This is a genomic window from Paenibacillus cookii, assembly GCF_018333375.1.
Taxonomy (GTDB): Bacteria; Bacillota; Bacilli; order Paenibacillales; family Paenibacillaceae; genus Paenibacillus_AQ; species Paenibacillus_AQ cookii.
This window is the reverse complement of the sequence record NZ_BORW01000007.1, coordinates 176,626-202,482: the sequence shown is the minus strand read 5'-3', so window position 1 is coordinate 202,482 and position 25,857 is coordinate 176,626. Positions and strand designations below refer to the sequence as shown.

The 25,857-nt window shown below is 45.8% G+C and carries 35 protein-coding genes and 1 pseudogene; 31 read left to right on the top strand and 5 right to left on the bottom strand.

Translation table 11 applies throughout. The features are described from left to right. From KI367_RS09935 to KI367_RS09880, 12 genes are all read left to right on the top strand, one after another. A partial coding sequence (locus tag KI367_RS09935) for an IS3 family transposase (protein WP_212949336.1) occupies positions 1-156 on the top strand: 156 nt, incomplete at its 5' end. A 27-nt stretch (positions 157-183) separates the two neighbouring features. Beyond that, a complete protein-coding gene (locus KI367_RS09930) occupies positions 184-1,029 on the top strand; it encodes a DUF5050 domain-containing protein (protein ID WP_212949321.1) in 846 nt (281 codons plus the stop codon). Positions 1,030-1,453: 424 nt separating this feature from the next. Beyond that, positions 1,454-2,248, top strand: a complete 795-nt coding sequence (locus tag KI367_RS09925; RefSeq protein ID WP_212949319.1) for a phosphotransferase — start codon at positions 1,454-1,456, stop codon at positions 2,246-2,248. 2 nt (positions 2,249-2,250) lie between these two features. Further along, positions 2,251-2,439 carry a hypothetical protein gene (locus tag KI367_RS09920; protein ID WP_212949317.1) on the top strand — a complete coding sequence of 63 codons (189 nt, stop codon included), beginning with the start codon at positions 2,251-2,253 and terminating at the stop codon, positions 2,437-2,439. Positions 2,440-2,491: 52 nt separating this feature from the next. Next, the gene (locus tag KI367_RS09915; RefSeq protein WP_212949315.1) at positions 2,492-3,979 is read left to right on the top strand and encodes a hypothetical protein; all 1,488 of its coding nucleotides are present in this window, start codon (positions 2,492-2,494) and stop codon (positions 3,977-3,979) included. Between the two features lie 61 nt (positions 3,980-4,040). Further along, a complete protein-coding gene (locus KI367_RS27580; RefSeq protein ID WP_212949314.1) occupies positions 4,041-4,226 on the top strand; it encodes a VOC family protein in 186 nt (61 codons plus the stop codon). After that, positions 4,226-4,498, top strand: coding sequence for a VOC family protein (locus tag KI367_RS09905; protein WP_212949312.1), 273 nt, complete (start codon positions 4,226-4,228; stop codon positions 4,496-4,498). The genes KI367_RS27580 and KI367_RS09905 overlap by 1 nt, the downstream gene beginning before the upstream one ends. A 41-nt stretch (positions 4,499-4,539) precedes the next feature. Next, a complete protein-coding gene (locus KI367_RS09900) occupies positions 4,540-5,085 on the top strand; it encodes a GNAT family N-acetyltransferase (protein ID WP_340997288.1) in 546 nt (181 codons plus the stop codon). A gap of 81 nt (positions 5,086-5,166) precedes the next feature. Further along, the gene (locus KI367_RS09895) at positions 5,167-5,682 is read left to right on the top strand and encodes a DNA topology modulation protein (protein ID WP_212949309.1); all 516 of its coding nucleotides are present in this window, start codon (positions 5,167-5,169) and stop codon (positions 5,680-5,682) included. A gap of 78 nt (positions 5,683-5,760) precedes the next feature. After that, entirely contained in the window at positions 5,761-6,141 is a 381-nt protein-coding gene (locus KI367_RS09890) for a hypothetical protein (protein WP_212949307.1), read from the top strand. A gap of 112 nt (positions 6,142-6,253) precedes the next feature. Beyond that, on the top strand, positions 6,254-6,793 hold the full coding sequence (locus KI367_RS09885) for a GNAT family N-acetyltransferase (RefSeq protein ID WP_212949305.1): 540 nt from the start codon (positions 6,254-6,256) through the stop codon (positions 6,791-6,793). Positions 6,794-7,013: 220 nt separating this feature from the next. Then, the gene (locus KI367_RS09880) at positions 7,014-8,192 is read left to right on the top strand and encodes an alanyl-tRNA editing protein (RefSeq protein WP_212949303.1); all 1,179 of its coding nucleotides are present in this window, start codon (positions 7,014-7,016) and stop codon (positions 8,190-8,192) included. A gap of 138 nt (positions 8,193-8,330) precedes the next feature. Here the strand turns inward: KI367_RS09880 and KI367_RS09875 are convergent, their stop codons facing one another. Together KI367_RS09875 and KI367_RS09870 are read right to left on the bottom strand one after the other, a co-directional pair. Continuing rightward, a complete protein-coding gene (locus KI367_RS09875; protein ID WP_212949301.1) occupies positions 8,331-9,395 on the bottom strand; it encodes a hypothetical protein in 1,065 nt (354 codons plus the stop codon). Next, positions 9,385-9,957 carry a sigma-70 family RNA polymerase sigma factor gene (locus KI367_RS09870; protein ID WP_212949299.1) on the bottom strand — a complete coding sequence of 191 codons (573 nt, stop codon included), beginning with the start codon at positions 9,955-9,957 and terminating at the stop codon, positions 9,385-9,387. Before KI367_RS09870 ends, KI367_RS09875 begins: the two co-directional genes overlap by 11 nt. A gap of 189 nt (positions 9,958-10,146) precedes the next feature. Here KI367_RS09870 and KI367_RS09865 point away from each other — a divergent pair, with 189 nt between their 5' ends. The 11 genes from KI367_RS09865 (at position 10,147) to KI367_RS09815 (ending at position 16,273) form a co-directional block, all read left to right on the top strand. Then, a complete protein-coding gene (locus KI367_RS09865) occupies positions 10,147-10,620 on the top strand; it encodes a DUF4830 domain-containing protein (RefSeq protein WP_212949297.1) in 474 nt (157 codons plus the stop codon). A gap of 130 nt (positions 10,621-10,750) precedes the next feature. Further along, positions 10,751-10,969 carry a hypothetical protein gene (locus KI367_RS09860; protein ID WP_212949295.1) on the top strand — a complete coding sequence of 73 codons (219 nt, stop codon included), beginning with the start codon at positions 10,751-10,753 and terminating at the stop codon, positions 10,967-10,969. 98 nt (positions 10,970-11,067) lie between these two features. Further along, the gene (locus KI367_RS09855; RefSeq protein ID WP_212949293.1) at positions 11,068-11,760 is read left to right on the top strand and encodes a YjjG family noncanonical pyrimidine nucleotidase; all 693 of its coding nucleotides are present in this window, start codon (positions 11,068-11,070) and stop codon (positions 11,758-11,760) included. Positions 11,761-11,927: 167 nt separating this feature from the next. Then, positions 11,928-12,785, top strand: coding sequence for an MBL fold metallo-hydrolase (locus KI367_RS09850; RefSeq protein ID WP_212949292.1), 858 nt, complete (start codon positions 11,928-11,930; stop codon positions 12,783-12,785). A 242-nt stretch (positions 12,786-13,027) separates the two neighbouring features. Further along, entirely contained in the window at positions 13,028-13,843 is an 816-nt protein-coding gene (locus KI367_RS09845; RefSeq protein WP_212949290.1) for a GNAT family N-acetyltransferase, read from the top strand. A 100-nt stretch (positions 13,844-13,943) separates the two neighbouring features. Continuing rightward, positions 13,944-14,153: a phosphotransferase-like protein gene (locus KI367_RS27575; protein WP_212949288.1), complete on the top strand. Its 210-nt coding sequence runs from the start codon at positions 13,944-13,946 to the stop codon at positions 14,151-14,153. Then, on the top strand, positions 14,068-14,853 hold the full coding sequence (locus KI367_RS09835; protein ID WP_212949286.1) for a P-loop NTPase family protein: 786 nt from the start codon (positions 14,068-14,070) through the stop codon (positions 14,851-14,853). Before KI367_RS27575 ends, KI367_RS09835 begins: the two co-directional genes overlap by 86 nt. A 57-nt stretch (positions 14,854-14,910) precedes the next feature. Continuing rightward, on the top strand, positions 14,911-15,123 hold the full coding sequence (locus KI367_RS09830) for a hypothetical protein (protein ID WP_212949285.1): 213 nt from the start codon (positions 14,911-14,913) through the stop codon (positions 15,121-15,123). After that, positions 15,120-15,401 carry a hypothetical protein gene (locus KI367_RS09825; protein ID WP_212949283.1) on the top strand — a complete coding sequence of 94 codons (282 nt, stop codon included), beginning with the start codon at positions 15,120-15,122 and terminating at the stop codon, positions 15,399-15,401. Before KI367_RS09830 ends, KI367_RS09825 begins: the two co-directional genes overlap by 4 nt. A 43-nt stretch (positions 15,402-15,444) precedes the next feature. Then, positions 15,445-15,621 carry a hypothetical protein gene (locus KI367_RS09820; protein WP_212949281.1) on the top strand — a complete coding sequence of 59 codons (177 nt, stop codon included), beginning with the start codon at positions 15,445-15,447 and terminating at the stop codon, positions 15,619-15,621. Between the two features lie 40 nt (positions 15,622-15,661). After that, entirely contained in the window at positions 15,662-16,273 is a 612-nt protein-coding gene (locus tag KI367_RS09815; protein ID WP_212949279.1) for a hypothetical protein, read from the top strand. Positions 16,274-16,336: 63 nt separating this feature from the next. Here the strand turns inward: KI367_RS09815 and KI367_RS09810 are convergent, their stop codons facing one another. After that, the gene (locus KI367_RS09810; RefSeq protein WP_212949278.1) at positions 16,337-17,227 is read right to left on the bottom strand and encodes a LysR family transcriptional regulator; all 891 of its coding nucleotides are present in this window, start codon (positions 17,225-17,227) and stop codon (positions 16,337-16,339) included. A gap of 137 nt (positions 17,228-17,364) precedes the next feature. Here KI367_RS09810 and KI367_RS09805 point away from each other — a divergent pair. The 3 genes and pseudogenes from KI367_RS09805 (at position 17,365) to KI367_RS09795 (ending at position 20,844) form a co-directional block, all read left to right on the top strand. Next, positions 17,365-18,111: pseudogene (locus KI367_RS09805) on the top strand (acetoacetate decarboxylase). A gap of 16 nt (positions 18,112-18,127) precedes the next feature. Then, positions 18,128-19,159 carry a ketopantoate reductase family protein gene (locus tag KI367_RS09800; protein ID WP_212949276.1) on the top strand — a complete coding sequence of 344 codons (1,032 nt, stop codon included), beginning with the start codon at positions 18,128-18,130 and terminating at the stop codon, positions 19,157-19,159. A 146-nt stretch (positions 19,160-19,305) separates the two neighbouring features. After that, positions 19,306-20,844: an MFS transporter gene (locus KI367_RS09795; RefSeq protein ID WP_212949274.1), complete on the top strand. Its 1,539-nt coding sequence runs from the start codon at positions 19,306-19,308 to the stop codon at positions 20,842-20,844. A gap of 70 nt (positions 20,845-20,914) precedes the next feature. Here the strand turns inward: KI367_RS09795 and KI367_RS09790 are convergent, their stop codons facing one another. Then, on the bottom strand, positions 20,915-21,715 hold the full coding sequence (locus KI367_RS09790) for a TetR/AcrR family transcriptional regulator (RefSeq protein WP_212949272.1): 801 nt from the start codon (positions 21,713-21,715) through the stop codon (positions 20,915-20,917). Positions 21,716-21,996: 281 nt separating this feature from the next. On the opposite strand from KI367_RS09790, the gene KI367_RS09785 reads away from it, so the two are divergent. The 3 genes from KI367_RS09785 to KI367_RS09775 all read left to right on the top strand — a co-directional run bounded on the left by KI367_RS09785 (position 21,997) and on the right by KI367_RS09775 (position 23,615). Further along, entirely contained in the window at positions 21,997-22,737 is a 741-nt protein-coding gene (locus tag KI367_RS09785) for a class I SAM-dependent methyltransferase (RefSeq protein ID WP_212949271.1), read from the top strand. Between the two features lie 31 nt (positions 22,738-22,768). Next, positions 22,769-23,170 carry a hypothetical protein gene (locus KI367_RS09780; RefSeq protein ID WP_212949269.1) on the top strand — a complete coding sequence of 134 codons (402 nt, stop codon included), beginning with the start codon at positions 22,769-22,771 and terminating at the stop codon, positions 23,168-23,170. Positions 23,171-23,240: 70 nt separating this feature from the next. Then, on the top strand, positions 23,241-23,615 hold the full coding sequence (locus tag KI367_RS09775) for a hypothetical protein (RefSeq protein WP_212949267.1): 375 nt from the start codon (positions 23,241-23,243) through the stop codon (positions 23,613-23,615). A 93-nt stretch (positions 23,616-23,708) separates the two neighbouring features. Here KI367_RS09775 and KI367_RS09770 read toward each other — a convergent pair whose 3' ends face one another. After that, complete coding sequence (locus KI367_RS09770) at positions 23,709-24,206, bottom strand: GrpB family protein (protein ID WP_212949265.1); 498 nt, start codon at positions 24,204-24,206, stop codon at positions 23,709-23,711. A 214-nt stretch (positions 24,207-24,420) separates the two neighbouring features. Between KI367_RS09770 and KI367_RS09760 the strand changes: the two genes are divergently transcribed. Together KI367_RS09760 and KI367_RS09755 are read left to right on the top strand one after the other, a co-directional pair. After that, the gene (locus KI367_RS09760) at positions 24,421-24,969 is read left to right on the top strand and encodes a Rossmann-fold NAD(P)-binding domain-containing protein (RefSeq protein ID WP_212949261.1); all 549 of its coding nucleotides are present in this window, start codon (positions 24,421-24,423) and stop codon (positions 24,967-24,969) included. 273 nt (positions 24,970-25,242) lie between these two features. Then, entirely contained in the window at positions 25,243-25,725 is a 483-nt protein-coding gene (locus tag KI367_RS09755) for a GNAT family N-acetyltransferase (protein WP_212949259.1), read from the top strand. Positions 25,726-25,857 lie beyond the last annotated feature (132 nt).

Here is a 25,857-nt window from a genome sequence, read left to right as displayed (position 1 = left end):
GAACTCGTCTATCTGGAGAAGTTCAGAACCCGCAAGGAAGCCCAAAGTCGGATTTTTGAATACATCGAGTTTTTCTACAACCGGAAACGCGTACATTCCGCTATCGGGTATCTTACACCTTTTCAATACGAACAAATGTACGGTCAAATTGCGTAATTTTCTCGATTCTGGCTGTCCAATCTATTGACAGAGGTCCAAAACGCATCCTTTGCGGGGAATAGTACGGGGAATTTGAATAATGATGGAATGTATGCGAGTAAGGGGGAATGGATCTACTATCGAAGTTTTTCTTTGGCAGGAGGGTTATATAAGGTAAAAAAAGACGGAACTGAAAAAACAAAATTAATGGACGGGTTTCCCGGCTATATCAATATTGCGGGAGATTACTTATATTACTCTGACGGCTGGAAGTTGACGAAAGCAAAAATCGATGGGACAGAAAAACAAGTATTAGCCAATTCTGCGTTTCATGTCCATGTCACAGATCAATATATTTTTTATACCAACATAGGGCCTCAGGATGGTTTCATCTACAGAATGAATTTAGACGGGACCGGCAAAATACAATTGAATAATGACCATGCAAGTCAAATTGTGGTTAGCGGTAAATCGCTGTATTATACGTCATATTACAATAAGTTAATTAAGATCGATATCCATGGGAATTCAAAAATAAAACTTTTAGAAGGGAGATTCATTAACGAATTAAATATCGAAGGGGATTGGCTGTACTTCAATTACAATCAGAAGTTATACAAAATGAAAACAGACGGCTCGAAGCTAACGATGTTGTCTAACGATAATGCGCGATATATAAATGTTTCGGATGGCTGGATTTATTACAGTGATCATTCGAAGAAAAAGAATCTGGTCCGAATCAAAACAGATGGGACGGAAAGACAAGAATTAAATCAAATAAAATCATTTTATATCCATCTCATTGATCACTATGTTTTTTTTCATGATTTATCCAAGATGGTGAAGGTTGATATCAACGATATAGTGAAAGAGGGACGAAAAATCAACTGAATGGCTTGGGTTGCAAAAGCCGAAATTGGAGATCAAATATAAAAATTCGAAATTCGGAGGAATTAGATGAGGATAAAATTGTTGGGACATGCATATTGAACGATTTTATTAAAGCCTCCATGGTTAACTTATCCTATAATTTGTCAAAAAAAGTGCGTCTGCAAAACTTTTATCAAAGTTGGGCTTCGTACAGGAAGGTTTACTTCGGACTATATATTTGGCGAGATCATCACAGATACGTTGATATTTTCAATTCTCAAGAAAGATTTTATGGAGAAAGATTGAAATTGAACCAATGATAAAAGTTATTGGGAGGAAGCTCTCCCGATCTTTTTGCTTCAATCACAAGAGAAGTTAGAACCTTCGAAAATCGAATATTTGGACGTCAGGAACCGCGAATAGACGATTCAAAGGAGGCAAAATATTGAAGGACCACGAGGAAATCCTGGCCGGAGGAAATATGAATAAAGTCGTTAAAGTTGGGGAGACGGTACGGCGTGAATCCAAACCAAACCCGTTTGTAAATGATCTTCTTAGGTATCTTGAGAACGTAGGTTGCCCATACGTCCCAAAATATTTAGGAGTTGACGAGAAGGGGAGAGAGGTCTTTTCTTACATTCAAGGCGTGGTTCCCGGGAACAACTACCCTGAAAATGAAAGTTATATGTGGTCGGATTTGGCGCTGGCTGAATTGGCGAAGATCTTAAGACGGTTCCATGATTCGTCTGTGAGATTTTCCACTTCAGAAAAATCTTTACATGATTTTCCGGAGGCATCCCGGCACGAAGTCGTCTGTCATAACGACGCTGCTTTATATAACGTTGTGTTCAAGGACGAGCTCCCCGTTGGAATGATTGACTTTGATATGGCGGGATTTGGGCCTCGTATTTGGGATATTGCTTATACTCTGTACACCTCAGTTCCTTTAGCCGGATTCGCGCCAGGCGGGGAAGACTTTTCGGTTGTTGAATATAACAAAACGGATCATGCATCCATGCGGAAAAAACGAATAAAGTTGTTTTTTGATTCCTATGGCATGAATGTACCTACGGATCTAAAATGGTGGGTCATTTCTCGTATCCAATTTATGTGCACCACACTATCTGATCGTGCCGCAGCCGGGGACCCTGCTTTTATCAAGCTGGTTCAAGAAGGTCATCTGGATCATTATAAAAAGGAATTAATCTTCCTTGATAAACATTTCGATGATTGGAGTTAATGGTGCATGACCGATTTGTAAAAGCTGAGGTCATAGTCACGAAGGTAAACAAGGTTAGCCCGGAGGAGAAGGAGAAACTTGATCGTCTAGCCGAGGAGAGGATCGAAAAAGCACGCGAAGAAGCCATCTCGAAGATCCGCGAGCGGTATAACCAAATCAAACTCCGGGATGAAGCCGGCGGCGAAGAATGAACAAACGAACATTACGCAAAAAAAAGATATGAAAACAAGGAGAACATAGAATTTGAACAAAGAAGAGGAAATGTTAGACGCTATTTTTCAAAATGCCATTAGGTTCTTAAATATATCCATCGATGAAATCATACATTCGGATTTTAGTGAAATGAATAGTGTTGTTAAGACATCCGTATTCATACAGATGACAGTGGAACTTTCATTAAAGTATGCAATTGCATACAATATGGGGAACATATCAATAAAGAAAATTCTGACCGAAAAATATAAAAATCATACTGTAGACGAGATCTATGAAGAATACCTGAAAAATGCACTAAAAGTGGACTCCTTTGAAAGGCTTAAAAATCACATTAAAAATATCCCCCTATTTAAATTCAATAAAAATGAAGAAATAGAAAAGATGGAGCAATTCCAAAAAATAAGAAACAGACTTCTGCACTTTTCTTATCATTTTACCTCCCATGAAATTTCGAATGCGAAAGAAAACTTTATTTATATCGTTTTTAAAATTGTTTTTCCCCTTTTGTATGAAGGATACTCAGTAGAATCCTTGGATTATTTGGCTCCGAGTGATTTTATTAAAGTCTATGTGGGTACGAAGAAGTTTGAAAAAATCCGTTCTATGGATGAATACAAAAAAGTGATGCTGAATATAGCCGATACGTTGAAACATAAAGGCGAGATCACGATTGGGAGATGCATCTACTGCAATGAAACGTCATGGATCAAAGAGATTGGAAAGTGTATTTTATGCGAATACGACGACCGAGATGATGTGTTATTAAGATGTCCGGCTTGCAGAGAGAATAAATCAGTCATCTACGAAAGTATAAATATGGAATATAACAACAACGCTACGACTGGGATTTGTATAAGCTGTAATAGGAAAATGTCTGTCATAAAGTGCAAAAAATGCGGAAGATATAATGTGTATGAAGACGATATTGCTTTCTTGTGTGCAATTGAAGGATTAGACGAGTCGGTGTGCGATATGGATTGTGATCCTATTTCCAAAAAGAATAAGCTTCCGTCCCAATATGCGTTCGTCATACCGGCCATTGTGATTTCTGACTGTATTCATAACAACGAGATTTCAGTACTGAATAAAAACAAAAATATTCCAAAAATTTTAGGTAAAAAGTCTGAGCATAGTTACATTCTGAATAATGACGTGGATGATGCCGTATTGGAGGGGATTTCATATTTAGTCAACCAAGAGTATGTTTCGCTGAATATCAAAAAAGAAGAGATTTTAGAAAGAGTTCATCGGTTGATTGAGGAAGAATATACTAATGGTTCATTCAGTGAAATGACAGGTCTTTATGAGCGATTATTTTTTTCTGTACATAGTGAAGAGACAGGAAAAAAATTTTACGAGGTACTTGACCATCTGGTTCAACGGCAGTTTAAAGAACTTACGCAAGAAGAGTATGAGATCTTATATGAATGCAGAGATAATTTGGATATCGACACGAAGATATTTTTTGGTATGTATAAGCATCATGAGTTAGTTAGACCAAGCGAAATCAAGTAAATATTCTTTAAGCTGCGTGGTGGCCTCCCTTTGGGGCTTAAACTATTAGGAGGTAAAGAAGTTGAGCCAAAAAACGAAGCATGCGGATGTATGCGGTTACTGCTGTTTGAGGTTTCCAGTCGCAGATTTGAAAAAGTCGGTGGATTTTTACTGCAATGTACTCGGCTATGAATTGAGTTCGGCGGAGTATTCGTTTGGAGAGGCCCATGTTTCATTAAAAACGGAAATGGTCCAAGTATATTTTTGATGGAAACCAAGCCGGAAGAAATCACGCATTTGAAGTTCGCATTTCCTCGTTCATTCTGGGTCACGAACAGCGCAAGGCAGGTGACTATGGTTGAAATGTTAACGAATGATTTGCTTGCGTTGCATGAACGAATCAAACGGGCAGGCGCCCATATTGATAAAGAACCTGTATTTACTAATGAATACGGATATTTCACCTTTTATGATCCGGACGGGCATTATTTTCGGATGGTGGAAGAAAAGTTTCCTTCAAAAAGCGATGAAACATTTTGATGCGGACAAGGCGCAAAACAAATATATATCGGACAGGAGAGGTGACTTTGAAGATCGAAAAAGTATTTGAATATGATATAAGCACTGAGTTGGAAGCATCTATACAAACATTATTAATCGACAGTTTTCCAGATATCTATCCCAAGGATCGGATTTATTTCAAGCAATTGCCGCACTTTAGATTTCTGGCTTGGAATCAGGAAAACCAACTCATAGGACACGTAGGATTAGAATATAGAGTCATGAATCTAAACGGAAAGCCCGTAAGAATACTGGGAGTCATTGATTTTTGCGTTTCGCAAAACAGCCGTTCACAGGGCGTAGGTTCTAAGCTGCTTTTAGAAGTTGATCGATTTTCTGAGGGCCGAAATATCGATTTTATATTGTTATTTACAGATAAGACGAACTTCTATTGGAGAAATGGATATAAGCCGGTAAAGAATAAATGTACATGGATGAAAATTAACTATGAAACACAGACCTCCAACGGTATAGGCCATGAAGAGGTCGATCAGTTAATGATTAAGGAAGTAGGAAAGACCGCTTGGAGCGAAGGAGATCTGGATTTTTTAGGCTATTTTTATTGAGCTGACATCCATGCTCAGTCGGCGACATCGTCGTTTTAAACCATTAGAATATCAGTAAAGAACGAAAGAAGGTGACCATTGGTGAATCGAATCATCGTTATAGGCTCGGCAGGCTCAGGAAAATCGACTTTATCTCAAAAACTCAGTAAAATCCTATCGCTGCCGGTGATTCATTTAGACCGGTATTATTGGAAACCCCATTGGACCCCGACCTCAAATGAAGAATGGGATGACTTTATTAAAGCTGCCGTAAGCCAAGATCGGTGGATCATGGACGGAAATTATACAAGAACGCTAGGGATGAGATTGAATGAAGCGGATGCGGTGATATTTTTGGACATGCCCACACTCTTATGCATTTATCGGATCATCAAAAGAAGAATCATATACCATGGAAAAACGCGACCCGATCTCAATGAGGAATGCCCCGAAAAACTGGATTGGGCGTTTTTTATTTGGGTCTGGAATTATCGGAAGAGAAGCAGGCCGCGGGTGATAAAAGAGCTTGAGCAAGCCAAAGATCGCAAACAAGTTGTCATCTTAAGGTCCAGGAAAGAGGTGCGGCATTTTTTGGATCGAATAAAGAGAAACAAGTAGAAGATGTGCTGGCTGGAACGATGATTCAGATTACAAGAAACGAAGCCCGAATTCTAAACTTTAGGAGGTGTTATCGTCATGAAATCGCCGGGAGGTTCCATCTATCCTTATTACTATAAAGGCGGAGCAATCCATTGTTTGAAGTACGGAAGCAAATATAACAACGAAGAACAACTTTTTGACTTGATGAAAAAGGAAGAAGAATTTATTTTTAAAACAAACAACAGGCTTAAAATATGGGTGGATATGTATCATACAGCCGTTACGAGTCGAGTGCGACAAGAACTCATAAACCATATGTACAATCTAAAAGACCATATCGATAAAATTTCGTTTGTCGGATTATCGAGTCTCAATGCATGGAGACTAAGAAAAGGAATGAAGAAACTGGGGATGAATCCAAGGCTATCTTTTTTTTCAGACCCAGAAGATGCCAAAACATGGCTGATCCATGAATGATTTCGAACTGCATTTTTACACCCGGAAAATACTGCATTCATCCAATGCCCCAAGTCCTTTTATATACTTGAATTGTTTATGAGCAAATCCAAGGGACTAGGTGGTCGATGTGATGTTGAAAAAACGCGATTTGCACGAATGCCGTGCTCTGTACAACCTCATGACGGATCCTGCGGTGTTTACTTATGTTCGGTACTCATGCCCGTCTTATGAAGAATATTTGTTCATAACCAAGCAGCTGATCGTTGAAGAAGAGCAGGGAACATGCATCTCCAGGACGATTCTGAACGAGATGGGGCAGCCCATCGGCACCATTGATTTATATCAGATTGCGCATCAAACAGGCTTCCTGGCCACATGGATCGGAGCCCCTTATTTCGGAAAAGGGTATAACGCGCGGGCGAAGGAAGCTTTTTTGGCTGAACTGTTTCTCGAACACCCCATCGAAACGGTTTATTTGAAGATCCGCAAGCAAAACATCCGATCGAGAAAAGCGGTAGAAAAGCTGCCGTACGTCAAATTCGGAAACAACATCTATGAGCAGGTATATCAATCGGTCAATCAACCGCAGCATTGCTTCGATTTGTATTATGTGGAGCGGGAAAGCTTTTTAGAAAGCAGTGAAGGCTTGAGGCATGAGATGGCTACGTAAACCATTCAAGCCAAACGTGCAATAAAATCTTTCGCGGCGCGGCTTAAGATACGAGCTAAGGCTGGAGTGCATCGTCGTCAACTTCCTAAAAATACCGTGCTGTTCGGATCGCTGGCAGGCGGTCTTTTTTCATTTTCGGGAAATTTGGCGTTGCGGGGCGTTTTTGTAGTAAGCTGAAACTAAAATAAAATTTAACTGGGGACAAGTGAGGACATTACAGATGACGAAGAAGTTATATTACGAATCGGCTTATATCCGGGAATGGGAAACACGGGTCACGCGCAAAATGGAGCGGGAAGACGGAGCCTATGTGGCCTTGGAGGAAACGGCTTTTTATCCGCACGGCGGAGGGCAGCCTTGTGACCTGGGGTGGATCGATGCCATACCGGTGCTGGATGTCGTCCTGGAGGAAGGGGAAATTTTGCATAAGGTCGAGCGTTTCCCTGAAAAAGAAGCGGTCAACTGCCGTTTGGACTGGGACAGAAGGTTCGACCATATGCAGCATCACAGCGGCCAGCATTTGCTGTCGGCCATGTGTCTGGAGGTATGCCAAGCGGAAACGCTCAGTTTCCACTTGGGCCAGGATTACGCCACCATTGATGTCGCCCGCGCCGATTTGCCGCAGCACGAGCTGATGATGCTGGAACTCGAAGTGAATGATCAGATATACCTGAACCGGAAGGTCACGAGTTATTTTGTGAGCCGGGAACGGGCAGCCGAATTGCCGCTGGTCAAGCAGCCGAAGGTTACCGAGGATATCCGGATCGTCGAAATCGAAGGGATCGAATACAACGCCTGCGGCGGAACCCATGTCTCCGCAACCGGCGAGATCGGAATGATCAAACTGCTGCGGGCGGAGAAGCAAAAGGGGCATACGCGCCTATATTTTAAATGCGGTTATCGTGCGCTGAGAGAATTTAATGCCGGCATGGACATTTTGGGCAGTCTGTCGGCCCGATTCAATACCGGCAAGGAAGAGATTTTGGACCGGATTGCAAAATGGGATCAGGAGCAGAAGCAGCTCCAGGCGGAGCTAAACGCGGTAAAGGCCGAAAATGACGCATACCTGGCGGAAAAGCTGCAGGCAAACCGTCAGGGCAGCCTCATCCAGCATGTATTTGCGGACAAGCCGTTGAAGGATATGCAAAACCTGGCAGCCAAACTCGCCGAACAAGCCGATGTGATCTTGCTTTTTGCCTCCAAATCGGAGCATAAGGTGCTTCTAGCGCGGGGAGTAGGGGACGGACTTGCCTGCGGCGCGTTTTTTAAGCAGTATTTGGCCGATTATCGCGGTAAAGGCGGAGGCAGCGACAAAATGGCGCAGGCCGGTTTTGCCAATGCGGAGGACGCCATGGCGTTTTACCGTTTTGCGGCGCAGTCCTTAAGCGGCCATGTTTAAGGGATAAGAGGGTATGCCCTTTTACGTAAAATAAAACGAAGGCGCCATTTCTGGCGCCTCTTTTCGTTTCCCATCCAAGCTCAGGATCTCCCGGCACGGACTGCTTCTATAATATCTAAAGGACGTTTATCTTCTTTTTTACCATGGCATTTCCGTTTTGTGCTCAATCACTTGCAATATTTTAGGTTCAAGCACTTTTTTGATTTGTTCCTTTGAAAGATCGTTTTTAGGTTCTCCGTTTTGTTCGGGTTGAAGTTGCTTTTCAGCCTGCGTATTTGCCATGACATCGAGGACTTGTTGTTTGGAAATATGTTTAGCTGCCGCAATCTCGACGACGGATTGGCCTTTGGCCAGCTCTTGTTTTAATTGGGCCGGGCTCATTTTCAGCAAAGCAAGCAGGTTTCCGTCGTTCAAAAATGCATCGGCCGTATAATCAGGCTTGCCGTTTGCAGAGAAGAATCCTTCTACCGATGGAGCAGGACCTCCTCCGATCAACGATACGCTGATCGTATTCCCCTGGACGAATGCTTGGTAGAACGGTGTTGCGGATCCCTTTTCGGTGTAGTTCAACATGAACGTTTTTTGATTCGGATTCCCCATCTGCTCCATGCTGAACTCGTACTGCTCCACGTTGCCGTATATTTTGTCAATGAGATGATCTACCTTCGCCTTGATTTCCTGACCGGTTAAAGAAATGACCGGCTTCGCCTGAGGCTCCCAATTTTCTTGGTTCACATGTTCAATCTCGCCCGTAACCCCGTTGATATCCAGCCTGATTTTTTTGCCGGAGGCTCCTTTGTCCTTCAGTACGATGCTGGTCTGGATCGCTTTTGTTTTTGCCGCATTCGGGTCGCCGCCAAGCTGGCTTGCCTCGACAATTTCGAACGTTTTGGTTTCGGGAAACGCGCTGTACAACTTCCCGAGCGCCGCTTTGCCTGCTTCATCGACCTTGACTTGTTCAGCGGTGATAGGCGTTCTGGTCACCATTTCAATCAGAGTAGGGGCAGCAAATGCCGCGGTAGGAATCATAATTACGGCGGCAACCATTCCGGCAATCAGACGTTTTTTCATCGGTTTTTCGCTCCTTTTTCGTTGCAAATATTGGGAATAGGATTGTTCGATTCGTTTGGAAAGCGCCGGCGGACACTCCCGGGTCTCTGCCTCTTTATGCAGGTATTCACGGATTTGGCGTTCAATAGGCATTGTTTTTTTTCATCCTTTCCAGGGGGAGATTCCCTAAGTATTTTCGAAGCGCCTGCAGACTGGCATGATATCGGGACTTGACCGTGCCTGGCGGAATACCGAGCAGCGTCGCGATTTCCTCAAGCGTATAGTCGTGATAAAAGCGGAGGATAATCACTTCTCGCTGTTTGTCGGTCAGTTTTTGGATGGCCTGCGCTATCTCATGGTCAGCATTTTCCGTAACAGCGGGGCGGTCCCAATGATGCTCTTCCCGGGAGAAGGCACGGATGCGTTCAAAAATTCGGAATCTCCTCCAACGCTTGACCCGAAATCTCTGCACTTGGCGGATGACCAGGCCGTGCAGCCAAAACTTGAAAGGACGGTTCGTATCGTAGTTGGCAAGGGAGCTCCACATTTGCATATAGATCTCGTTCATGACATCTTCCCGATCCTGCGGATGGTCCACCAGAAAAGAGACGGTCCGGTAGACATCCCGATAGGTGGCTTCATACAGCGTTTGAAACGCCTGCTGATCGCCTTCTATCATTTTTGCGAGTAATTGGTACATATGTTCACTTTGCATTCAGAGGGCCCTCCTGGGTAAGCAGCTTACACCCTATATTGTCTCTCTCCCGAAAAAAAGTTCGGTTCTTGATTATTTTTTTTGGGAGGCCATGTAAACCTACCGTTCTTTTGTTATTAAATGTATAATTATGGAATGACCTCGGCCGAAAAGGCTTAAAAACAAATGGAGGTGCTCCATGTGCGGTCCATGATCATGACGTTGCTTGTCCTGTTGGTACTGGCTGGATGCAAAGAACATACAAAAGAATCTGTTGAGATTTACAATCCGCTGCATACGGAATATTTGCAACAATATGGATGGCATATCGGGCAATATTATTCGGAAACAAGGTTTAAGGCAAACACCTTACAGGATTATCAAGAGCATGTCGATAAGATCCGAACCGAAGGACATGTTGATTTGTCTCCGTACCTGAATAAGGATGTTATCGAAACCGGGTACGTGCTGAAGGAAAAAACGGATCACTACAACCATATTGTAGTTTACATCTTAGAATCAGGGGGAGCCATTATAGGAAGCTATCTGGAATTTAATCATGAAGTCGTGCAACCGAACGGAGAAATTCAAGTGAACGCCGGCCAAACCACGCCAATGTTCCCTTCAAACCAACAAGATGAGCAATATGGCATTGGACGGTTCGTAAACGCAAATAACGATTAGGTTGGTTGCGGGGCGTCGAATTCCACGCAAGCAATGAGGAGATCGAAAAGGAATTGGAGCAATACATGGATTCGGAAGAGAACAAAAGAGAATAGATCATGATCTTTGAAGCGAAAGGGGGGGGAGGCTTATGAAAAGAGGAATCATTTCTGTATTCATATCCTTAGTCATCATTGCCTTGGCTTCATACAGATTATGGTCCTTGGATCAGCCTAAAGTTGGGCCTGTGGGAGACGGGGAAATTCCCCGGTTTGCTTATACATCCATGTATATAGGGCTGGCTGCGGGCATCTTTTGCCTGGTTCTCGCGATTATAAGAATTATTTTTGAATATAAGAACAAACCGTAAGATCTAAGCTACAAAACAATTTAAACCAAACAATACATTTCCATCGTGAGTATGTTGTTATAAAGTGTAAATATTATTCGGGGTCGGGGATGGTACATATGTATAAAGCCGTAATTTTTGATTTGGATAATACGCTATTAAATTATTCCTTATGCGAATTGGATTCCATGAAAAAAACGCTTCGGGATCACAACTTGTTCGTAGACGAAGAACGGAAATGGGATGAGTTTTGGCAGTCGTTTTTGAAGCATAACTCCAAACATTGGCTGGACTTCGTCAACAAAAGCGGCATGCATCATTCGATTCAAGACGTTTTGCATCGTTCGTTCCGTGACGCTTTGAACATGAATCCGTCCGATCATGAAACGCTTACCGCTACCTATTGGGATTATTTTTGCAATACTTGCATTTATGAAGAGGGAGCTCAGGAGGTCCTTCAGTCCATAAAACCGCGGTATAAGCTGGGGATTATCTCCAATGGCATCGGCATGGCCCAAAGGAAGAGGTTGGCTGTGGGGGATCTCCATCACTTTTTTGAATCCATTGTGGTTTCCGACGAAGTGGGGATTAGAAAACCCGAGAAAAAGATATTTGATATCGCTCTCGATGAGCTGCAACTTTCAAGTCATGAAGTGCTTTTTGTGGGCGATTCATTAACCGACGATTACCAAGGCGCCCGGAACGCGGGAATCGATTTTTGCTACTATAACAGGAACGGTCATTCCATATCTATTGAATATCAACCGAAGTACATCGTAAGGGAATTAAAAGAATTATTGGGAGTTGTTTGATGATATGAGGGGCTCGGCAAGCCCATGGCTTCATCCATCACAATGTTAAATACGCAGGAGGCGATTCCATTGGTAACCAAATAAACTGTGAGAAAATCTAGAGTGCATCCGAAACGCATGCGGATTTTCTCTTTCCCCTTCAAATAAAAATATAGAGGAGATCTGACATGCTAAATCAAATAGGCGATTCCATCCATTACTTGCCGAACCAAAACGATAAAGAAAGACCAACGCTAGGGTTGGTTTGCGGAGACCAATACAGCTTGGTTATAGACAGCGGCAATTCAGTTCAGCACGCAAGGGACTTTTTGCATGAAATCGAGAAGTTGAAAGTCCCTCCGGTTAAATATTTGGCGATCACGCATGCGCATTGGGACCATGTTCTAGGAATGAACGAATTTGAAGCAGCTGCCATCATTGTGAATGCCCGAACGAATGAAATCATTCAGGATTGGCGCAGCCTTTCGTTTGACGATCATTCTCTCCAGGAATATGCAGATGCCAAGAAGATGACTTCACAATGTGTTGAGACCATCATCAGCGAAATACCGGAGCGAGACACATTCCAGTTAACTTCGCCGGATATCATTTTTGAGGGATCGCTGCGTCTGGACTTGGGGAATAAAGTTTGCGTTCTTGAAACCATTCGAAGCACCCATACGGATGATTCAACGATCGTTTATATTCCGGATGAAAAAGTCCTTTTTCTGGGGGATAGTGCATATGGCACCACGGAAAATTCTTTGTATCATTTTAAGCAATCTTTGTTATTGCCGATGATCGAGGATATCCGCAAATATGACGCTACTCACTTCCTGCTGGGGCATGAATCCATTTGTGACGCGGCCGAGATGGACCTGTATTGGAAAGAGCTCATTTCCGCGAGCAAAGCGGTAACATCCGCATCATTAGAGGGAGCCATCGCAGCTTTTGAGGCGGATCACGACCGGAAACCCAATGAAAATGAACTCTTTTTCCTCAAAGCGTTTGTGAACGATCAGATATTAAAATCGCAATCAGAATGAACGGAAAGATAAAACGAGGCAGCTGACAATATTTATTAGACAGGATTCTTTGTGAGTTAAACTGTGAGGATATAATTATCGAAGCAATGCTCAGAGCAAATGGCCCAGCTTAAGATAAGGCTATCTCAGGCTGGGGCGATTTTTTTATTCTTTTGAAAGAAGGGGTTCAAAGAATCGTTTGGTCATCCGGTACTTACAAGAGTCAGATGTGGAAGAATAACTCCATACTTAGGAGAACAAAAATGATATTAGAACTTAATAAACAAGATTTTTGTAAAATACGGCATATCACCGATCAGTGTCAAAACGTTGAAGTCAGGGCGATCGTTAATGGGAATAACCCGGGCAGAGTTTATGTGGATGATTCAACAGAACCAACCGCAGCATTGATTTGGATCCAGGGCCAAAAAGGTTTTCAGATTGTCGGCAATGTGCACAGCCAATCTTTTCTAGCGGATTTAGAAGGATACATAAGGCAACATATCGAACCCAAACTAAAGAAGTTAAATATTCATTCGGTTGAGATTGGTGCGGAGATGAATATTTGGGTTGAAGCGATACCGCGAATATTTCAAAGCCGCAGCATTTCAAGCGATCATCAACATGTGTTTAGATTAACGGGGAATTCAAAGCCAATTGTAGCTGTAGATCATGGAATAACGGTTCGAAGGATCGATAGGGATTTATGGGATTCAAGACGGCTTACCAACCATTCGTTTTTAGAAAAAAAGATATTGCATTTTTGGGATTCGATGGACTCCTTCTTGCATCATGGATTCGGGTACTTGGCCGAATACAATAATACCATGGTAAGCATATGTTTTTCCGGATTTGTCGCCGATCAAACGCATGCCATCGATATAGAAACCTTGGAAGGGCACAGAAGAAGAAATTATGGCGCAGCCGTTGCCGGCGCTTTTGTACGGGAGTGCATGCAAAAAGGAATTCATCCTTACTGGGACTGTAACCCAGGGAATACCGGGTCCATTCGATTAGCAAAATCCATTGGAATGTCCCCTTCTTTTGACTATCAGATCTTCTGGTACAATCTATCCTGAAGTTAGCTTGTAGAGTTAGTCCTCGACACTTGGTTCAGAAAACCGCGAAGTAAATGTTAATTTGGAGGTCCAATCATGAAGGGGAAAATCATCATTTTAAATGGTACATAGAGAATATAAATTAGTTGGCGTTAAGTGCAGTTTAGATGAACCGGAAAGACGGGAATTGGCGAGAGGAGATCGAGCAATCGGATTGCCGGATCGTTCCACTAGGAGGACAACCTGTGACCGCTGCAAAACTGATTTTATTCGAGGGGATTCCCGGATCGGGGAAAACCACCACTTCACAGCTGCTGCACACCTATTTTGAAGAAAAGGGGACGGCATCCGCCGTTTTTGTGGAAGGCAGCGAGCATCCGATTGATCTTCCATTTTACGCTTATCTGACTATGAACGAATTTAAGGAACTGCTTTCGAAGTATCCGCAGCAAGCCGACTGGTTAGAGCATCATTCCGTTATAGAAGATGAATATGCACTCACGCCGTACCAATCGCCTGAACCGGAGCCCCGGGATGATACGCTGCTAAAGGATTTGCGCGCCAAAGAATTTTGTTACTCTGACCGTCCCGTTGTTCCGTTTGATACATTTAAGCAGGTATTTTGCAGACGATTTGAAAAATTTGCAGCGGCAGCGATGAAACAAGAGCGCGTCACGATTTTCGAGAGCGTCTTATTTCAGCACCAGATTCATGACATCCACAGGTTATACCCTGAAGCCAGCGGACGTGAAATCATTGAATATCTAAGCGTGTTAGCCGATATCTTTAGACCGCTAAATCCGGTATTATTTTATTTATCTCAAGACAGCGTGAAAGAATCGCTAGAGCATACGGCCCAGATTCGTTCCAAACCGAAGTGGGCGGCCGAAGAAACCATTGCCTATTATATTCGCCGAAAAACGTTGGAACTGGACGCCCTCAAGGTGCTCCCGATTGATTCGGTGGTGATTGATAATACGGATCGGGATTGGGACAAGATGATGGCAACGATTTTACATAGGCTTTTTTGAAAAATAAGACCACCATCGGGAGAAACGATCATTTACCATGAGAGAGGGGCCATCCACTTGAACGAACAAAGCGAGCAAAACAAAAAAGCGTGGGAATATCGAGCCTATGAGTTCTGGCATAAAAGAGACGGTTCGCCAACGGAGAAAGCCATTCAAATCTTAGAAAATCCGCTGGCCAGCTTGAAAAAGCACAAACATCATTTCGAAAACGTTGCAGGCAACAAGATCGCCAATCTTTGCGGTTCGAACGGGAGGAAGGAGGAAAAATGATTCTCAGCGATTTCCATCCGTTCAGAAGATGTTTGCCGGGCCAAGGAGAAATTGAATATTTTGATCCGGAATTAAAAAGCGGGGACGTAGCTTACCAGGGATTCTTTGATGAGCAAGAGCAGGTGGATTTTCCCGATGTATCCGTCCGGTTATATACGTTAAGTGATATTATGAATGCCGTTCTTGAAGCAGGTTTTACCTTGAAGAGGTTTGACGAACATCGCGGATGGAACAATGAAAATATCCCTTGGGAGTTTACGATTCTGGCGGGTAAATAAGATCATGGGCACCATAGATGTATCCTAAAAAGGAGGTCATACCTTGGATTTTACCCAATTTATTTTGCTGCTGGTTTTGTCTTTGTTCTTCGGCGTATTCGTCGTGAAGCTGGGGATCGACAACTCTCAAACCCATAAGCTTACGAAGGAAATGTTGGAGGAATTGAGGGAAATTAAGGAGCTTTTACGCGAAGATCCTCCACATCCTCCACATCACTAAGCTGGCGAATCGATAAAATAGAAATTAAGGAGATGAATTAATGGGCTGGGGTGAAGTAAGAGAATTTCGATATGAATATAATGAAGAGGTCAAAGCAATCGATGAGCAGATTATTAAATTGATTTCGACTCGCCGGTCGATGACGACAGGCAAAAGATTTTCTCCGCCAAACGAGCAGTTAACGGAATGGGCCAAAGCATTCGAAATGGATGAATTAGAAATCCGGTTAATTCTCCATCATTTGCAGCCGCAGATGGCTCCTCATGTTCCGAATGAGTTCGGCCCCCTGTTGAATGTGGTATCAATCATGAAGAAAACCGTCGTCGATTCATGCGAGTACATCCTTACGCATGCCATGCAGCATGAACAAGTAAGCATCGTGCATGTGGAAATCAATCTTTTGGATGAGGGAAAAAGCGGCGGGGTTCATTTAAAGCCAAATCTCATGCTCGAAGTTTTCAGCGATCGGCCGTTTGCTGTAGGAAGACACGGAAGCTATGGAGGAGGTTCACATTCGAAACTGCAATTCGTTGTTTCTCCGCCGCTCCCTGAAACCCTTGAACAGATTGAATTTTCTTTGGTACCAAGCGCCGTGTTCATGGAACATCCGATCGAAGAGATCATTTTGGATAAACAGGTTGATTTTGAATAAAATTGTTAGACAGTGCAAGCCGGCAGCCGCCGGCTTTTATTTTTTACACGGATATCATTCGCATCAATACACCTTATACATTCCATGGTTTTCTTTGAAATAGGAAATGATAAAATCCCGGAACTCTGTCACGGTCGGAGACAACAAACGATCTTTGACCCACGACAACCTGACGGTATAGGCAGGGTCGATGTCCGTGATTTTGACGTAATGCAAGCCGAGTGTTCTGCATGCCGAGATGGGAAGCAGCGCCACGCCTTGGTCCAGTTTTATGATTTCCGCCAATAGATGAGAATCCACCTCGAAATTGTTGCTGGGGGTAAAACCTGCCCTTTCGCAAAGGCTTGTCGTAAAACCGCGATACTCCTCGTTGTTGGCCAAGGATATAAACGGTTCGGCGGCAACTTCGCTTAATGAAATTTCGGATTTTCCCGCCAGCTTGTGGCTTGAAGGCAAAACCAACACGATGTCCTCATCCACCAGCACGCAGCTTTCGATTTCTTCATCCGCGGTCGGCGGACCGCCTGCGATGCCTAAATCGATCTCCCTCTTTTTTAAGCGGGTCATGATTTCGGTTCTTTCCCCGACTTCCTGGTGTATTTTCGTATCCGGATGCCGGGTAATGTATTCGCTGATCAATCCCGAGAGAAATCTCGGATTGGAGATCGATATCCTGATGGTCCGGTCCTGTTCATAACCCTGTGCCTGTATTTCCGTTTTTGCATTTTCAAGCTCGGTAAAAATTTTGTTCACATGTTTTAAAAGGATTTTTCCGGAGGGACTTAGCTCGATGTTCCTTCCTTTTCGGAGGAATAGACTCGTGCCTAACTCGTCTTCCAGCCGCTTGATGGTCAGGCTTAAAGAAGGCTGGGCAATATTCAGTTGTTCCGCGGCCTTGGAAATATGCTCGGTATAGGCGACGGTCTGAAAATATTTTAATTGGAGCAGCTCCATCGATCTTTTTGCACCTTATATATTTATTTTGATAAATGTATTTATATTTTATTATGTATTAGATTAAATGTAAAACCGCGATGTAAAATAGGGGTAGATCGAAGAGCAGGACAGCATAAATGCAAAAAGGAAGGTGCATTCAGGTGAAAAAGGATGAAGTGGTGAAGCAGTTTACGACTCCGCTTGATGCAGGGGCGTTTCCTTTAGGGCCTTATCGTTTTTATCATCGCGAGTATTTGAACATTGTATATAAAACGGATCTGGAAAAATTGAAAAAAATCGTTCCGGAGCCTTTGGAGGTGACGGAGCCGCTCGTCAAGTTCGAAATCATGAAGATGCCGGACGTAACGGGGCTCGGCTCGTACACGGAGTGCGGACAGGTCATACCGGTAAGCTTTGAAGGGGAGGAAGGCGACTAACTTCATGCCATGTATGTGGACAGCTTTCCGGCCATTGCATCCGGCAGGGAAATCGCGGCCTATCCTAAAAAGCTGGGCAAGCCGAGTCTGTACGTCGATTCCGACACCTTGGTAGGGCTTCTGGATTACGGCACTTTGAGGGTCGCTACGGCTACCATGGGGTATAAGCATTTTCCGCTGGACCATGCGGAGGCGCTTCACGAAATCGTAAAACCGAACTATATGCTGAAAAAAATGCCGGGCTACGACGGTTACCCCAGAATCTGCGAATTGGTCCGGAGCCAAATCACGGATATTCAAATCCTTGGCGCTTGGTCAGGCCCCGCTAGGCTGGAGCTATTCGCCCATGCGCTTGCGCCGATGGCCGATTTGCCTGTGCTGGAGGTCGTATCGGCTTCCCATATCGTCACCGAGCTGTCGTTGGCTTCTCCAACGGTTGTGTACGACTATTTGGCCGAAAAGTAAAAAGGGGGATTTTCAAATGCGAATTGCAGTTTTAGGAGCGGGTTCATTGGGAACCATTGCCGGAGCCTACATGGCTGCGGGTGGACAAGACGTGGAGCTGATCGATGTCTACCAAGCCCATGTGGACGCGTTAAACCAATCCGGCGCAAAAATTACCGGCACGACGGATTTTCAAGCCAAGGTGAAAGCCATCACTCCTGATGACATGTCCGGAACTTACGATTTGGTGTTGCTGTTAACCAAGCAGCTTTATAACGATTCCGTTCTGCAGAATTTGCTGCCGTTTTTAGGCGATGATAGCGTCGTGCTTTCCCTGCAAAACGGCATCCCTGAAGAAAAGGTGGCGTCCATTGTGGGCCGGGAACGCGTCATCGCCGGGTCGGTCGAATTTGGCGCAACGTTCATGGAACCGGGAATTTCAAGCCTTACGACAGAGTACAGCCATTTTAAAAGCTATGCTTTTCAAATCGGGGAATTAAACGGCGAACGGACGGAAAGAATACAGCGGATCAAAACGATTTTGGATCTTGTGGGGGGCACGCACATTTCCGACAACCTGGTGGGGACCAAATGGTCCAAACTGCTGATCAACAACGCGTTTAGCGGGTTATCGGCTGCGCTGAATACGGAGTTCGGCGGGGTGTTGGATCATGAGGTCAGCGTTGTCAGCGCCGCGCATATCGCGGATGAGACGATCAAAGTCGGTCATGCGAACGGCGTCACCTTTGCCCCAATGAACGGATTTGATCTGGCGTCTTTGGAAATCCAAAGCGAAGAGGACCTTCCGGCACGCGTGCAGACGCTTCGGGGGTTCATGAAATCGTCGAGACGGCTCAAAGCAAGCATGCTGCAGGACCTGGAGAAAAAACGCAAGACGGAAATCGATGATATCAATGGGGTCGTACCGCGGCTTGCAAAGGGGAAAGGCATTTTGACGCCTTATAATGACCTGGTCGTTCAACTGGTGAAACAAGCCGAAGCAACCCAAAGCGTACCGGATTTCGACACGAACCTGCGGTTTTTCGAACAACTAAACCATCAAAAATAATGTTGTAGTACAAGAGGCGCGGCCCACAAGGCTAGCGCCTTTTTTTGTTATATGCGCACAATTTGTGTTGACCATATACTGTTTATGTAATATACTGTTTTCAAAAGTTACTGTTTATATCATAAACAATAAGGAGAGGATTTATGATGAGCACTGCAACCCCCGCAGCGGCCGGCCGCAAGGAATGGATCGCGCTATGCATCCTGTGTCTCCCGCTGATGGTCGTATCGATGGACGTTTCCATCCTGTTTTTTGCCGCACCCGCCATTGCCGATGATTTACTGCCGACCGCCACCGAGCAATTGTGGATTTTCGACGTTTACGGCTTCATTCTCGCCGGCCTGCTCCTCACGATGGGGGCCGTCGGCGACCGGATCGGACGCCGGAGGCTGCTGATGATCGGTTCGGTCGGCTTCGCGCTTAGTTCGTTGTTAGCAGCGTATGCCCAGACGGCCGAAACCTTGATTCTCGCCCGGGCCATTCTGGGCATCGCCGGTTCGACCCTCATGCCGTCGACGCTGGCTCTTGTTCGCACGATGTTTCAAGATCCGGCGCAGCGGATGAAGGCGATGGCAATTTGGAGCGCCGTCATGGCCGGCGGCGTCACCATCGGGCCGATTATCGGCGGCCTGCTCCTGGACTCTTTCTCCTGGGGTTCCGTGTTCCTCATCAATATCCCCGCGATGGCGCTGCTGCTCATCATTGCGCCGTTCCTGCTGCCGGAGTCCCGCAGCACGGCACAGAGCCGGGTCGATGTCTTCAGCTCGATTCTCGATTTGGCGGCGATCCTGCCCGTAACATACGGCGTGAAGACGCTTGCGGAAGAGGGCTGGGCGATCCTTCCCGCAGCTTTGCTCGCAGCAGGCTTGCTTGTCGGAGTCCTGTTCGTGCGGCGTCAATGGACCCTCCCCAACCCGCTGCTGGATATCCGCGCGCTGATGGAGCGGCGGATCGGGGGTTCGATTCTTGTGAACTTTATCGCTGCATTCACTCTTATGGCCAGCTCATTGATCTGTACCCAGTTTCTTCAGTCGGTTCTTGGCTATTCCCCGTTCGTCGCTTCCCTCTGGAGCGTGGCGCCTTCGATCGTGGTCGCCGCGGCGGCGCCGATTGCCGGGAAATTGTCGCAAACCTGCGGGAGACCGCGGGTGATGGCCGGGGGCTTTGTCCTGTCGGCGGTCGGCTTCGGCGTTTTGTCCCAGATCCGCCTGGAGGGCTTCTCGCCGCTGGTCGTTTTGCTCATTGGAGCCGGTCTGGTTGCGGCCGGAATCGTCTCCGTCATGACCCTCGTTACCGATTATGTCGTGGGCGTGGCCCCGGCTGATCGCGCCGGAGCCGTCGGCGGCCTCATAGAAACGTCCAATGAGCTCGGAGGGGCGTTCGGCATCGCGATTCTCGGCTGCGTCCTCGCCGCTGTCTACCGCCATGCGGTCACTCCGTTCCTGCCCACGGAGCTTGCGCCGGAGGCTGCCCGGGCAGCCGGGCAGACCATCGCCGGAGCATCGGCCGCCGCCCGGCTTTTGCCGACGGAAGCCGCGGCCCAAATGATGAAGGCTTCCCGGGAAGCCTTCATCACCGCCATGCATGCGACCTGCATCGTTTCCGCGGTTATCCTGCTGCTCGCCACTGCAGTCACGGTCATCCTGCTCCGTGACAAGAAAAAGGCCGTCAGCACCGCCGCGTAAACTCGGCATTTTAATGAAAAAGGCTGCTTCCAAGAATGGATTCCTGGAAGCAGCCTTTTTAGCTGCAGCTTTATGGGGCTGTGCCGCCGCCCATTTTCCGGTTCAAATACTGTTCGATCCCGTCCAGCATCCGTTCCAGTCCAAATTCCAAATCGTCGCCCACGGTGTTTTCGGCCTCTTTCTCACCCGAATAAACCCCCGACATGACGATCGGATACAAGTCCGGATATTGTTCCGGCTTGACCAGCGTCCGCAGCGCCGCCGAATAATTGATGCCGCTGAACGCTTCCTCGCTCGAACCGGCCTGAACCGCCCGATCGATGTCGCGCCGGAGCATCCCGCAATTACGGGCATAGCCGCTCAGCAGAAGAACGATCGACATTTTCTCGAAATCGTCCAGGGGCATATCCCGCAGCGGCCGGAGCGCCCAATCGACGATCCGTAGATTGTTAGGCGTGATCGGAATGCCGAGAATCGGAATATCCCCATACCATGGATGTTTCCGAAAAATAGCGACCGTTCCCAGCACATACTCGCGCATGCTCTCCCGCCATTCATGCGGGGGGCGCTCCGGAGGCAGCGGAATATCGCATGCCGCATCCTGCATGAGGATGAGCAGGTCGTCTTTGCTCGGGATGTAGCGGTAAAGAGACATCGCCGTGAAGCCGAGCGCGGACGCGATCCGGTTCATCGAGACGGCGGCGAGGCCGTCCTGGTCCGCGATCTCTATCGCCTTCGACACGATCAGGTCGATGCTCATTTCCCGCTTGGGCCCCCGCTGCGGCGGCTTGACCAATCCCCAGCCGAGCGCCGCGCCGGCGGGAAGCATCTTTGCCGCTTCTTCTTCCGGTGTCATATCGTCATTGCTCATCAGAATGTACCCCCTCATTCGACCGTAGCCGTCTTCCTCTAAAAGTGTTTATAATATAAACAGTATATCACAGTTGCGCAGCTTTTTTTCGTTTTTCAGGAGGAAATCACGGTGATGAAAGCCAATGGTTATCGTAGCCAGGCTTTGTTTAATAAGAAGCCGCTGATGAAGACGGGATAACGTTTTTAAAAGCAGCGATTACGCTCATGCCCCGGTAAGCTTCTAATACATTCGGCATGCCGGGAATATCATTCAGAGAGTAAGGGAGGGAATCACCCGCAATGGCTTACAAAGGATCGCAATTTTACGACGACGAGCAACTTCTGAACAAATACCTTGAACGCAGGCGATGGAACGAAAACGCAAACGATACGATTGAGAAACCAATTTTTATGGACTTAGTAGGCGAAGTCACAGAAAAAAACGTCTTGGACCTGGGTTGCGGGACCGCCGCATTTGGCAATGAGCTTTTAGAGTCGGGAGCCCGTTTTTATACCGGAATCGAAGGTTCAAAGAAAATGGTCGAGCTCGCGCAGGAGACGCTGCCGAAGGCCAACGGGAAAGTCATTCATACCGCAATTGAGGCCTGGGATTTTCCTGCATCTTCTTATGACATGGTCGTTTCTCGGCTTGTTTTACATTACATCAACGACATCGATACCCTTTTTGATCAGGTCTACAACGCGCTTGCGCAAGAAGGCGCCTTTATTTTTTCGGTAGAGCATCCCGTCATCACCTCTTCCTACGGAACCGCCAAAACGGAAGGTTTGAAGCAAAGCTGGATCGTGGACCAATATTTCCATACCGGCCCCCGGGAGCAGGATTGGCTGGGAGGAAAGGTGATCAAATACCACCGCACCATCGAGGATTATTTTGGCGGACTGCAAAAAGCGGGGTTTGTCATCGAAAGTTTGAAGGAATCCAAACCGCGGGAAGAGAACTTTCACAATCCGGAGACGTATCATCGAAGAATGAAAATTCCGTTGTTTCTATTGATCAAAGCAAGAAAGGTTTGGGGATGATCGGTTTGCATAAAGCTTGGGAGGCGAGTTCATGGGTGAAGCATACCAATTAAACTGCGGGCGCTGCTCCTATAAGCAAGAGGTATTTTTAGGCATCGGATTTAGATACTGCAGTTTGAGCATGATTCAGGAATGGTACGAGGAAGAAGAGGGCAAAAAACGAATCGCAGAGTTTATTCAACATGAAGAGGAATCGACCTATGATTGCTTTGACGGTTTGTATGTATGCCAGTCATGCGGTTACCTTTTAAACGCAATCTATTTGCATATGGAGTCGGCCGCCGATACTTACACCAATCGGTATGCCTGCCCGCGCTGCTCGGCGCCCATGCCGCCGAAACCTATGGAATATATCCCTGAGGATGCCGCGCTGAATTGCCCGGATTGCAGAAAGGAAAAGTTAACCGTCCAGGCCTTTATGGATTGGGACTAAGAGAGCTAGGAGTGTGGAGCCAGATTCGAAGTAATGGCGCAAGGACCTTGGAAAATGGAGGCGAGGTATCGTGAAACGCATTATGCTTTCCCTTTTTATATTCGCTTTGGTTACTGCCTGCAGTCCAAATTCATCGCAGCAGCAAGCTCTTTCGATCATTGATCGACATTTGGATGCAATCATTTCCAATGGCAAGATTCAAGCCTCAAGCAACCCTGCGGACTATATCAACGCAAACCTGGAAGGATACAGCGAGGTGCTAAACACCGGTAATGAAGGATTGGATTATTTGATCAATGAATTAAAAGAAAGCCCGGACAACGGCCTGAGAGAATGGATCATCGCCAAAGCATGCGAGGACATGTTAAAGGATCAAGCTCCGGATGCCCCGTGGGCTTCCGGGAAGGAATGGCTTCGCGTCTATGAGGAAAGCAGGGAGAAATAAACCAGCAGAGAGGGGATTTATGATCCAAATCAAAGCCAAAACCGTTAGTCTTAACGGCAGATTTCGGCGAAATTACATTGGCACGAGAAGCTCTTATAACATGGTAAATTCAGGTGTTTCCATTAGCCATTCGAAGAAATCATTTTTGGCCTGACGATAAAGCTCCATGTCTTTGCCTTCGTATTTTTTCTTTAACTCATCGTATTTCTGTCTGTAACGATCATGGCTTAACAGCACATCTCTGAATTTCCAAAAAAAATCGAACTCGGAATGAACGACGGTTAATTGAATTCCTAAAGGCGGAATCGTCGTATCATCTTTAAATGCTCTAAACGATTCGGTTTGTATACTTCCCTCGTTAGGCGCATACAACTTTGACAATGCTTCAACTGCATTTTCAAATTCGGCGGGCTCAATGCGAACCTGAATGTCTAAGTCCCCTTTCGTTAAACTGTTGGGAATTGCCGTACTTCCTACGTGTTGTACATCTGCATTGGGTAACACAGCCTTTATGATTGATTTTTGCTCCATAAACAAATGGTCGGCTTCTGTTTTAAAAGTATTGTGATCCAAAAAAGTTACAATCTCCATGTTCATACCTCGTCTTAAAAAATGATGTGGTTCACTTGTTTTTTAATCATTATAATATCATTAACATAGAGTGACTATCTTTACGAAAGTGATACACCGATTTTGATTCCAAGCAGGACATGGACGTATCTGAAAAAAATTTTAAGTGGCCGTTCATACACACGCATGAATCGATGTGCGGGCCGTATTTTCACCGTAAAAAGGAGGAACTAGAGTGAGACATGCATTAGTCGTAGGCGGTTCGGGAATGCTTGCCGGAGCTTCTTTATGGCTGGCCGATCAAGGGTATACGGTATCTGTCATTGGCCGAAGCCGTTCCAAGATGGAGAAGCTGACCGAGGCCAGTCCAAACATCATTCCCCTTCTGATGGATTATAATGACGAGGAATCGTTAACCGGCGGGATCCGCAGCTCTATCGCTGCCCATGGCGCCTATAACATTGTCGTTGCCTGGATTCGTGGAAATTACCCGAAAATCATCCACGCCATCAGTAACGAAATCAAATCGGCTTCGGACCGGGAGTGGAGCTTGTATCACGTTACAGGCAGCCGTTCGAATCTCGATGAAATCGCGAAAGAAATCGGCGACATTCCGAAACGTACCGTTCATCAGGTCAAACTTGGTTTCGTCATTGAAGATGAGGCATCCCGCTGGCTTACGCACGAAGAAATATCAAACGGGGTCATCAACGGCATCAAAAGCGGCGCCAAAAGAACGGTTATAGGCACTTTGACGCCTTGGGAAAAGAGACCCGAAAGCTAATGATTAAAATAAAGGGCTTGCCCCTTGATGGGAACAGGTGACACACATTAAAGGGGTCTCCGGGTATATGGAAGTTCCCGAGTAGCCTTGCATTTTTTTAAAACCAAACGAAAGCGAAACAAACATGGATGCATCATGTATTTCTTGGCCCGCGGAATCCGCGGCTTTTTTATTAGGATACAAACTGCTATGAAATAAAGGTAAAATCAGGATATCCATGGAATTCATCTGACAAGGGAGGAAATGCCTCCATGGAAAGGAGAATCGCGCGCCATGTTTACTTCACGCAGAGCCCAGAGAGAAGATTTTAAAATCATTGCCTCTTTTCCTCAAAGCCAAGACGAACAGTTTTATATGTTTCCGCGGGGAACGTTTCCGCTTGATCCGGTGCATTTGGAAGAGGTCGCGAAGGAAAGGTTGCATCCGACCGTAATTTTGAGCGGGGAAGAGATTGCAGGCTATTGCAATTTGTATGATGTGGAGGCGGACAGCCGCTGCTGGCTTGGGAACGTGATCATCAACCCGGATTACCGGGGACGGGGAGCCGGGAAGTTTTTGCTGGATACGATGCTTACGACCGTCAGGGACGAACTGCATTTGCCTGAACTGCACCTGATTTGCCACAACCCGAATACGGCGGCGCTCAAATTCTACCATAAAAACGGCTTTATCCCTTATGGCCTCAAAGAAATGGTCGACTACAAGGAACAGCCGATTATCGGTATTTTGATGAAAAAATATTGCGAGCCATGCTGAAAGATAGGAATCGAAGCAAACCAAACGAAACTCATCGAGGAAATAGGAGTCATGACGGAGCTGCAAGTTTAGGATTCCAAAGAAGGGCGGCACGCAAAAAGGGAACCGCTCCTTACTATTCGAAAGAGGTGA

What these genes read in the sequence shown, in the direction of transcription:
- KI367_RS09905 (WP_212949312.1), top strand. Translation starts at nt 4,226, where the DNA reads ATGGAAACCAAGCCGGAAGAAATCACGCATTTGAAGTTCGCATTTCCT.
- KI367_RS09890 (WP_212949307.1), top strand. Translation starts at nt 5,761, where the DNA reads ATGAAATCGCCGGGAGGTTCCATCTATCCTTATTACTATAAAGGCGGA.
- KI367_RS09885 (WP_212949305.1), top strand. Translation starts at nt 6,254, where the DNA reads ATGTTGAAAAAACGCGATTTGCACGAATGCCGTGCTCTGTACAACCTC.
- KI367_RS09880 (WP_212949303.1), top strand. Translation starts at nt 7,014, where the DNA reads ATGACGAAGAAGTTATATTACGAATCGGCTTATATCCGGGAATGGGAA.
- KI367_RS09875 (WP_212949301.1), bottom strand. Translation starts at nt 9,395, where the DNA reads ATGCCTATTGAACGCCAAATCCGTGAATACCTGCATAAAGAGGCAGAG.
- KI367_RS09870 (WP_212949299.1), bottom strand. Translation starts at nt 9,957, where the DNA reads ATGCAAAGTGAACATATGTACCAATTACTCGCAAAAATGATAGAAGGC.
- KI367_RS09865 (WP_212949297.1), top strand. Translation starts at nt 10,147, where the DNA reads ATGATCATGACGTTGCTTGTCCTGTTGGTACTGGCTGGATGCAAAGAA.
- KI367_RS09860 (WP_212949295.1), top strand. Translation starts at nt 10,751, where the DNA reads ATGAAAAGAGGAATCATTTCTGTATTCATATCCTTAGTCATCATTGCC.
- KI367_RS09855 (WP_212949293.1), top strand. Translation starts at nt 11,068, where the DNA reads ATGTATAAAGCCGTAATTTTTGATTTGGATAATACGCTATTAAATTAT.
- KI367_RS09850 (WP_212949292.1), top strand. Translation starts at nt 11,928, where the DNA reads ATGCTAAATCAAATAGGCGATTCCATCCATTACTTGCCGAACCAAAAC.
- KI367_RS09845 (WP_212949290.1), top strand. Translation starts at nt 13,028, where the DNA reads ATGATATTAGAACTTAATAAACAAGATTTTTGTAAAATACGGCATATC.
- KI367_RS27575 (WP_212949288.1), top strand. Translation starts at nt 13,944, where the DNA reads ATGGTACATAGAGAATATAAATTAGTTGGCGTTAAGTGCAGTTTAGAT.
- KI367_RS09825 (WP_212949283.1), top strand. Translation starts at nt 15,120, where the DNA reads ATGATTCTCAGCGATTTCCATCCGTTCAGAAGATGTTTGCCGGGCCAA.
- KI367_RS09815 (WP_212949279.1), top strand. Translation starts at nt 15,662, where the DNA reads ATGGGCTGGGGTGAAGTAAGAGAATTTCGATATGAATATAATGAAGAG.
- KI367_RS09810 (WP_212949278.1), bottom strand. Translation starts at nt 17,227, where the DNA reads ATGGAGCTGCTCCAATTAAAATATTTTCAGACCGTCGCCTATACCGAG.
- KI367_RS09800 (WP_212949276.1), top strand. Translation starts at nt 18,128, where the DNA reads ATGCGAATTGCAGTTTTAGGAGCGGGTTCATTGGGAACCATTGCCGGA.
- KI367_RS09795 (WP_212949274.1), top strand. Translation starts at nt 19,306, where the DNA reads ATGAGCACTGCAACCCCCGCAGCGGCCGGCCGCAAGGAATGGATCGCG.
- KI367_RS09790 (WP_212949272.1), bottom strand. Translation starts at nt 21,715, where the DNA reads ATGAGCAATGACGATATGACACCGGAAGAAGAAGCGGCAAAGATGCTT.
- KI367_RS09785 (WP_212949271.1), top strand. Translation starts at nt 21,997, where the DNA reads ATGGCTTACAAAGGATCGCAATTTTACGACGACGAGCAACTTCTGAAC.
- KI367_RS09780 (WP_212949269.1), top strand. Translation starts at nt 22,769, where the DNA reads ATGGGTGAAGCATACCAATTAAACTGCGGGCGCTGCTCCTATAAGCAA.
- KI367_RS09770 (WP_212949265.1), bottom strand. Translation starts at nt 24,206, where the DNA reads ATGGAGATTGTAACTTTTTTGGATCACAATACTTTTAAAACAGAAGCC.
- KI367_RS09755 (WP_212949259.1), top strand. Translation starts at nt 25,243, where the DNA reads ATGTTTACTTCACGCAGAGCCCAGAGAGAAGATTTTAAAATCATTGCC.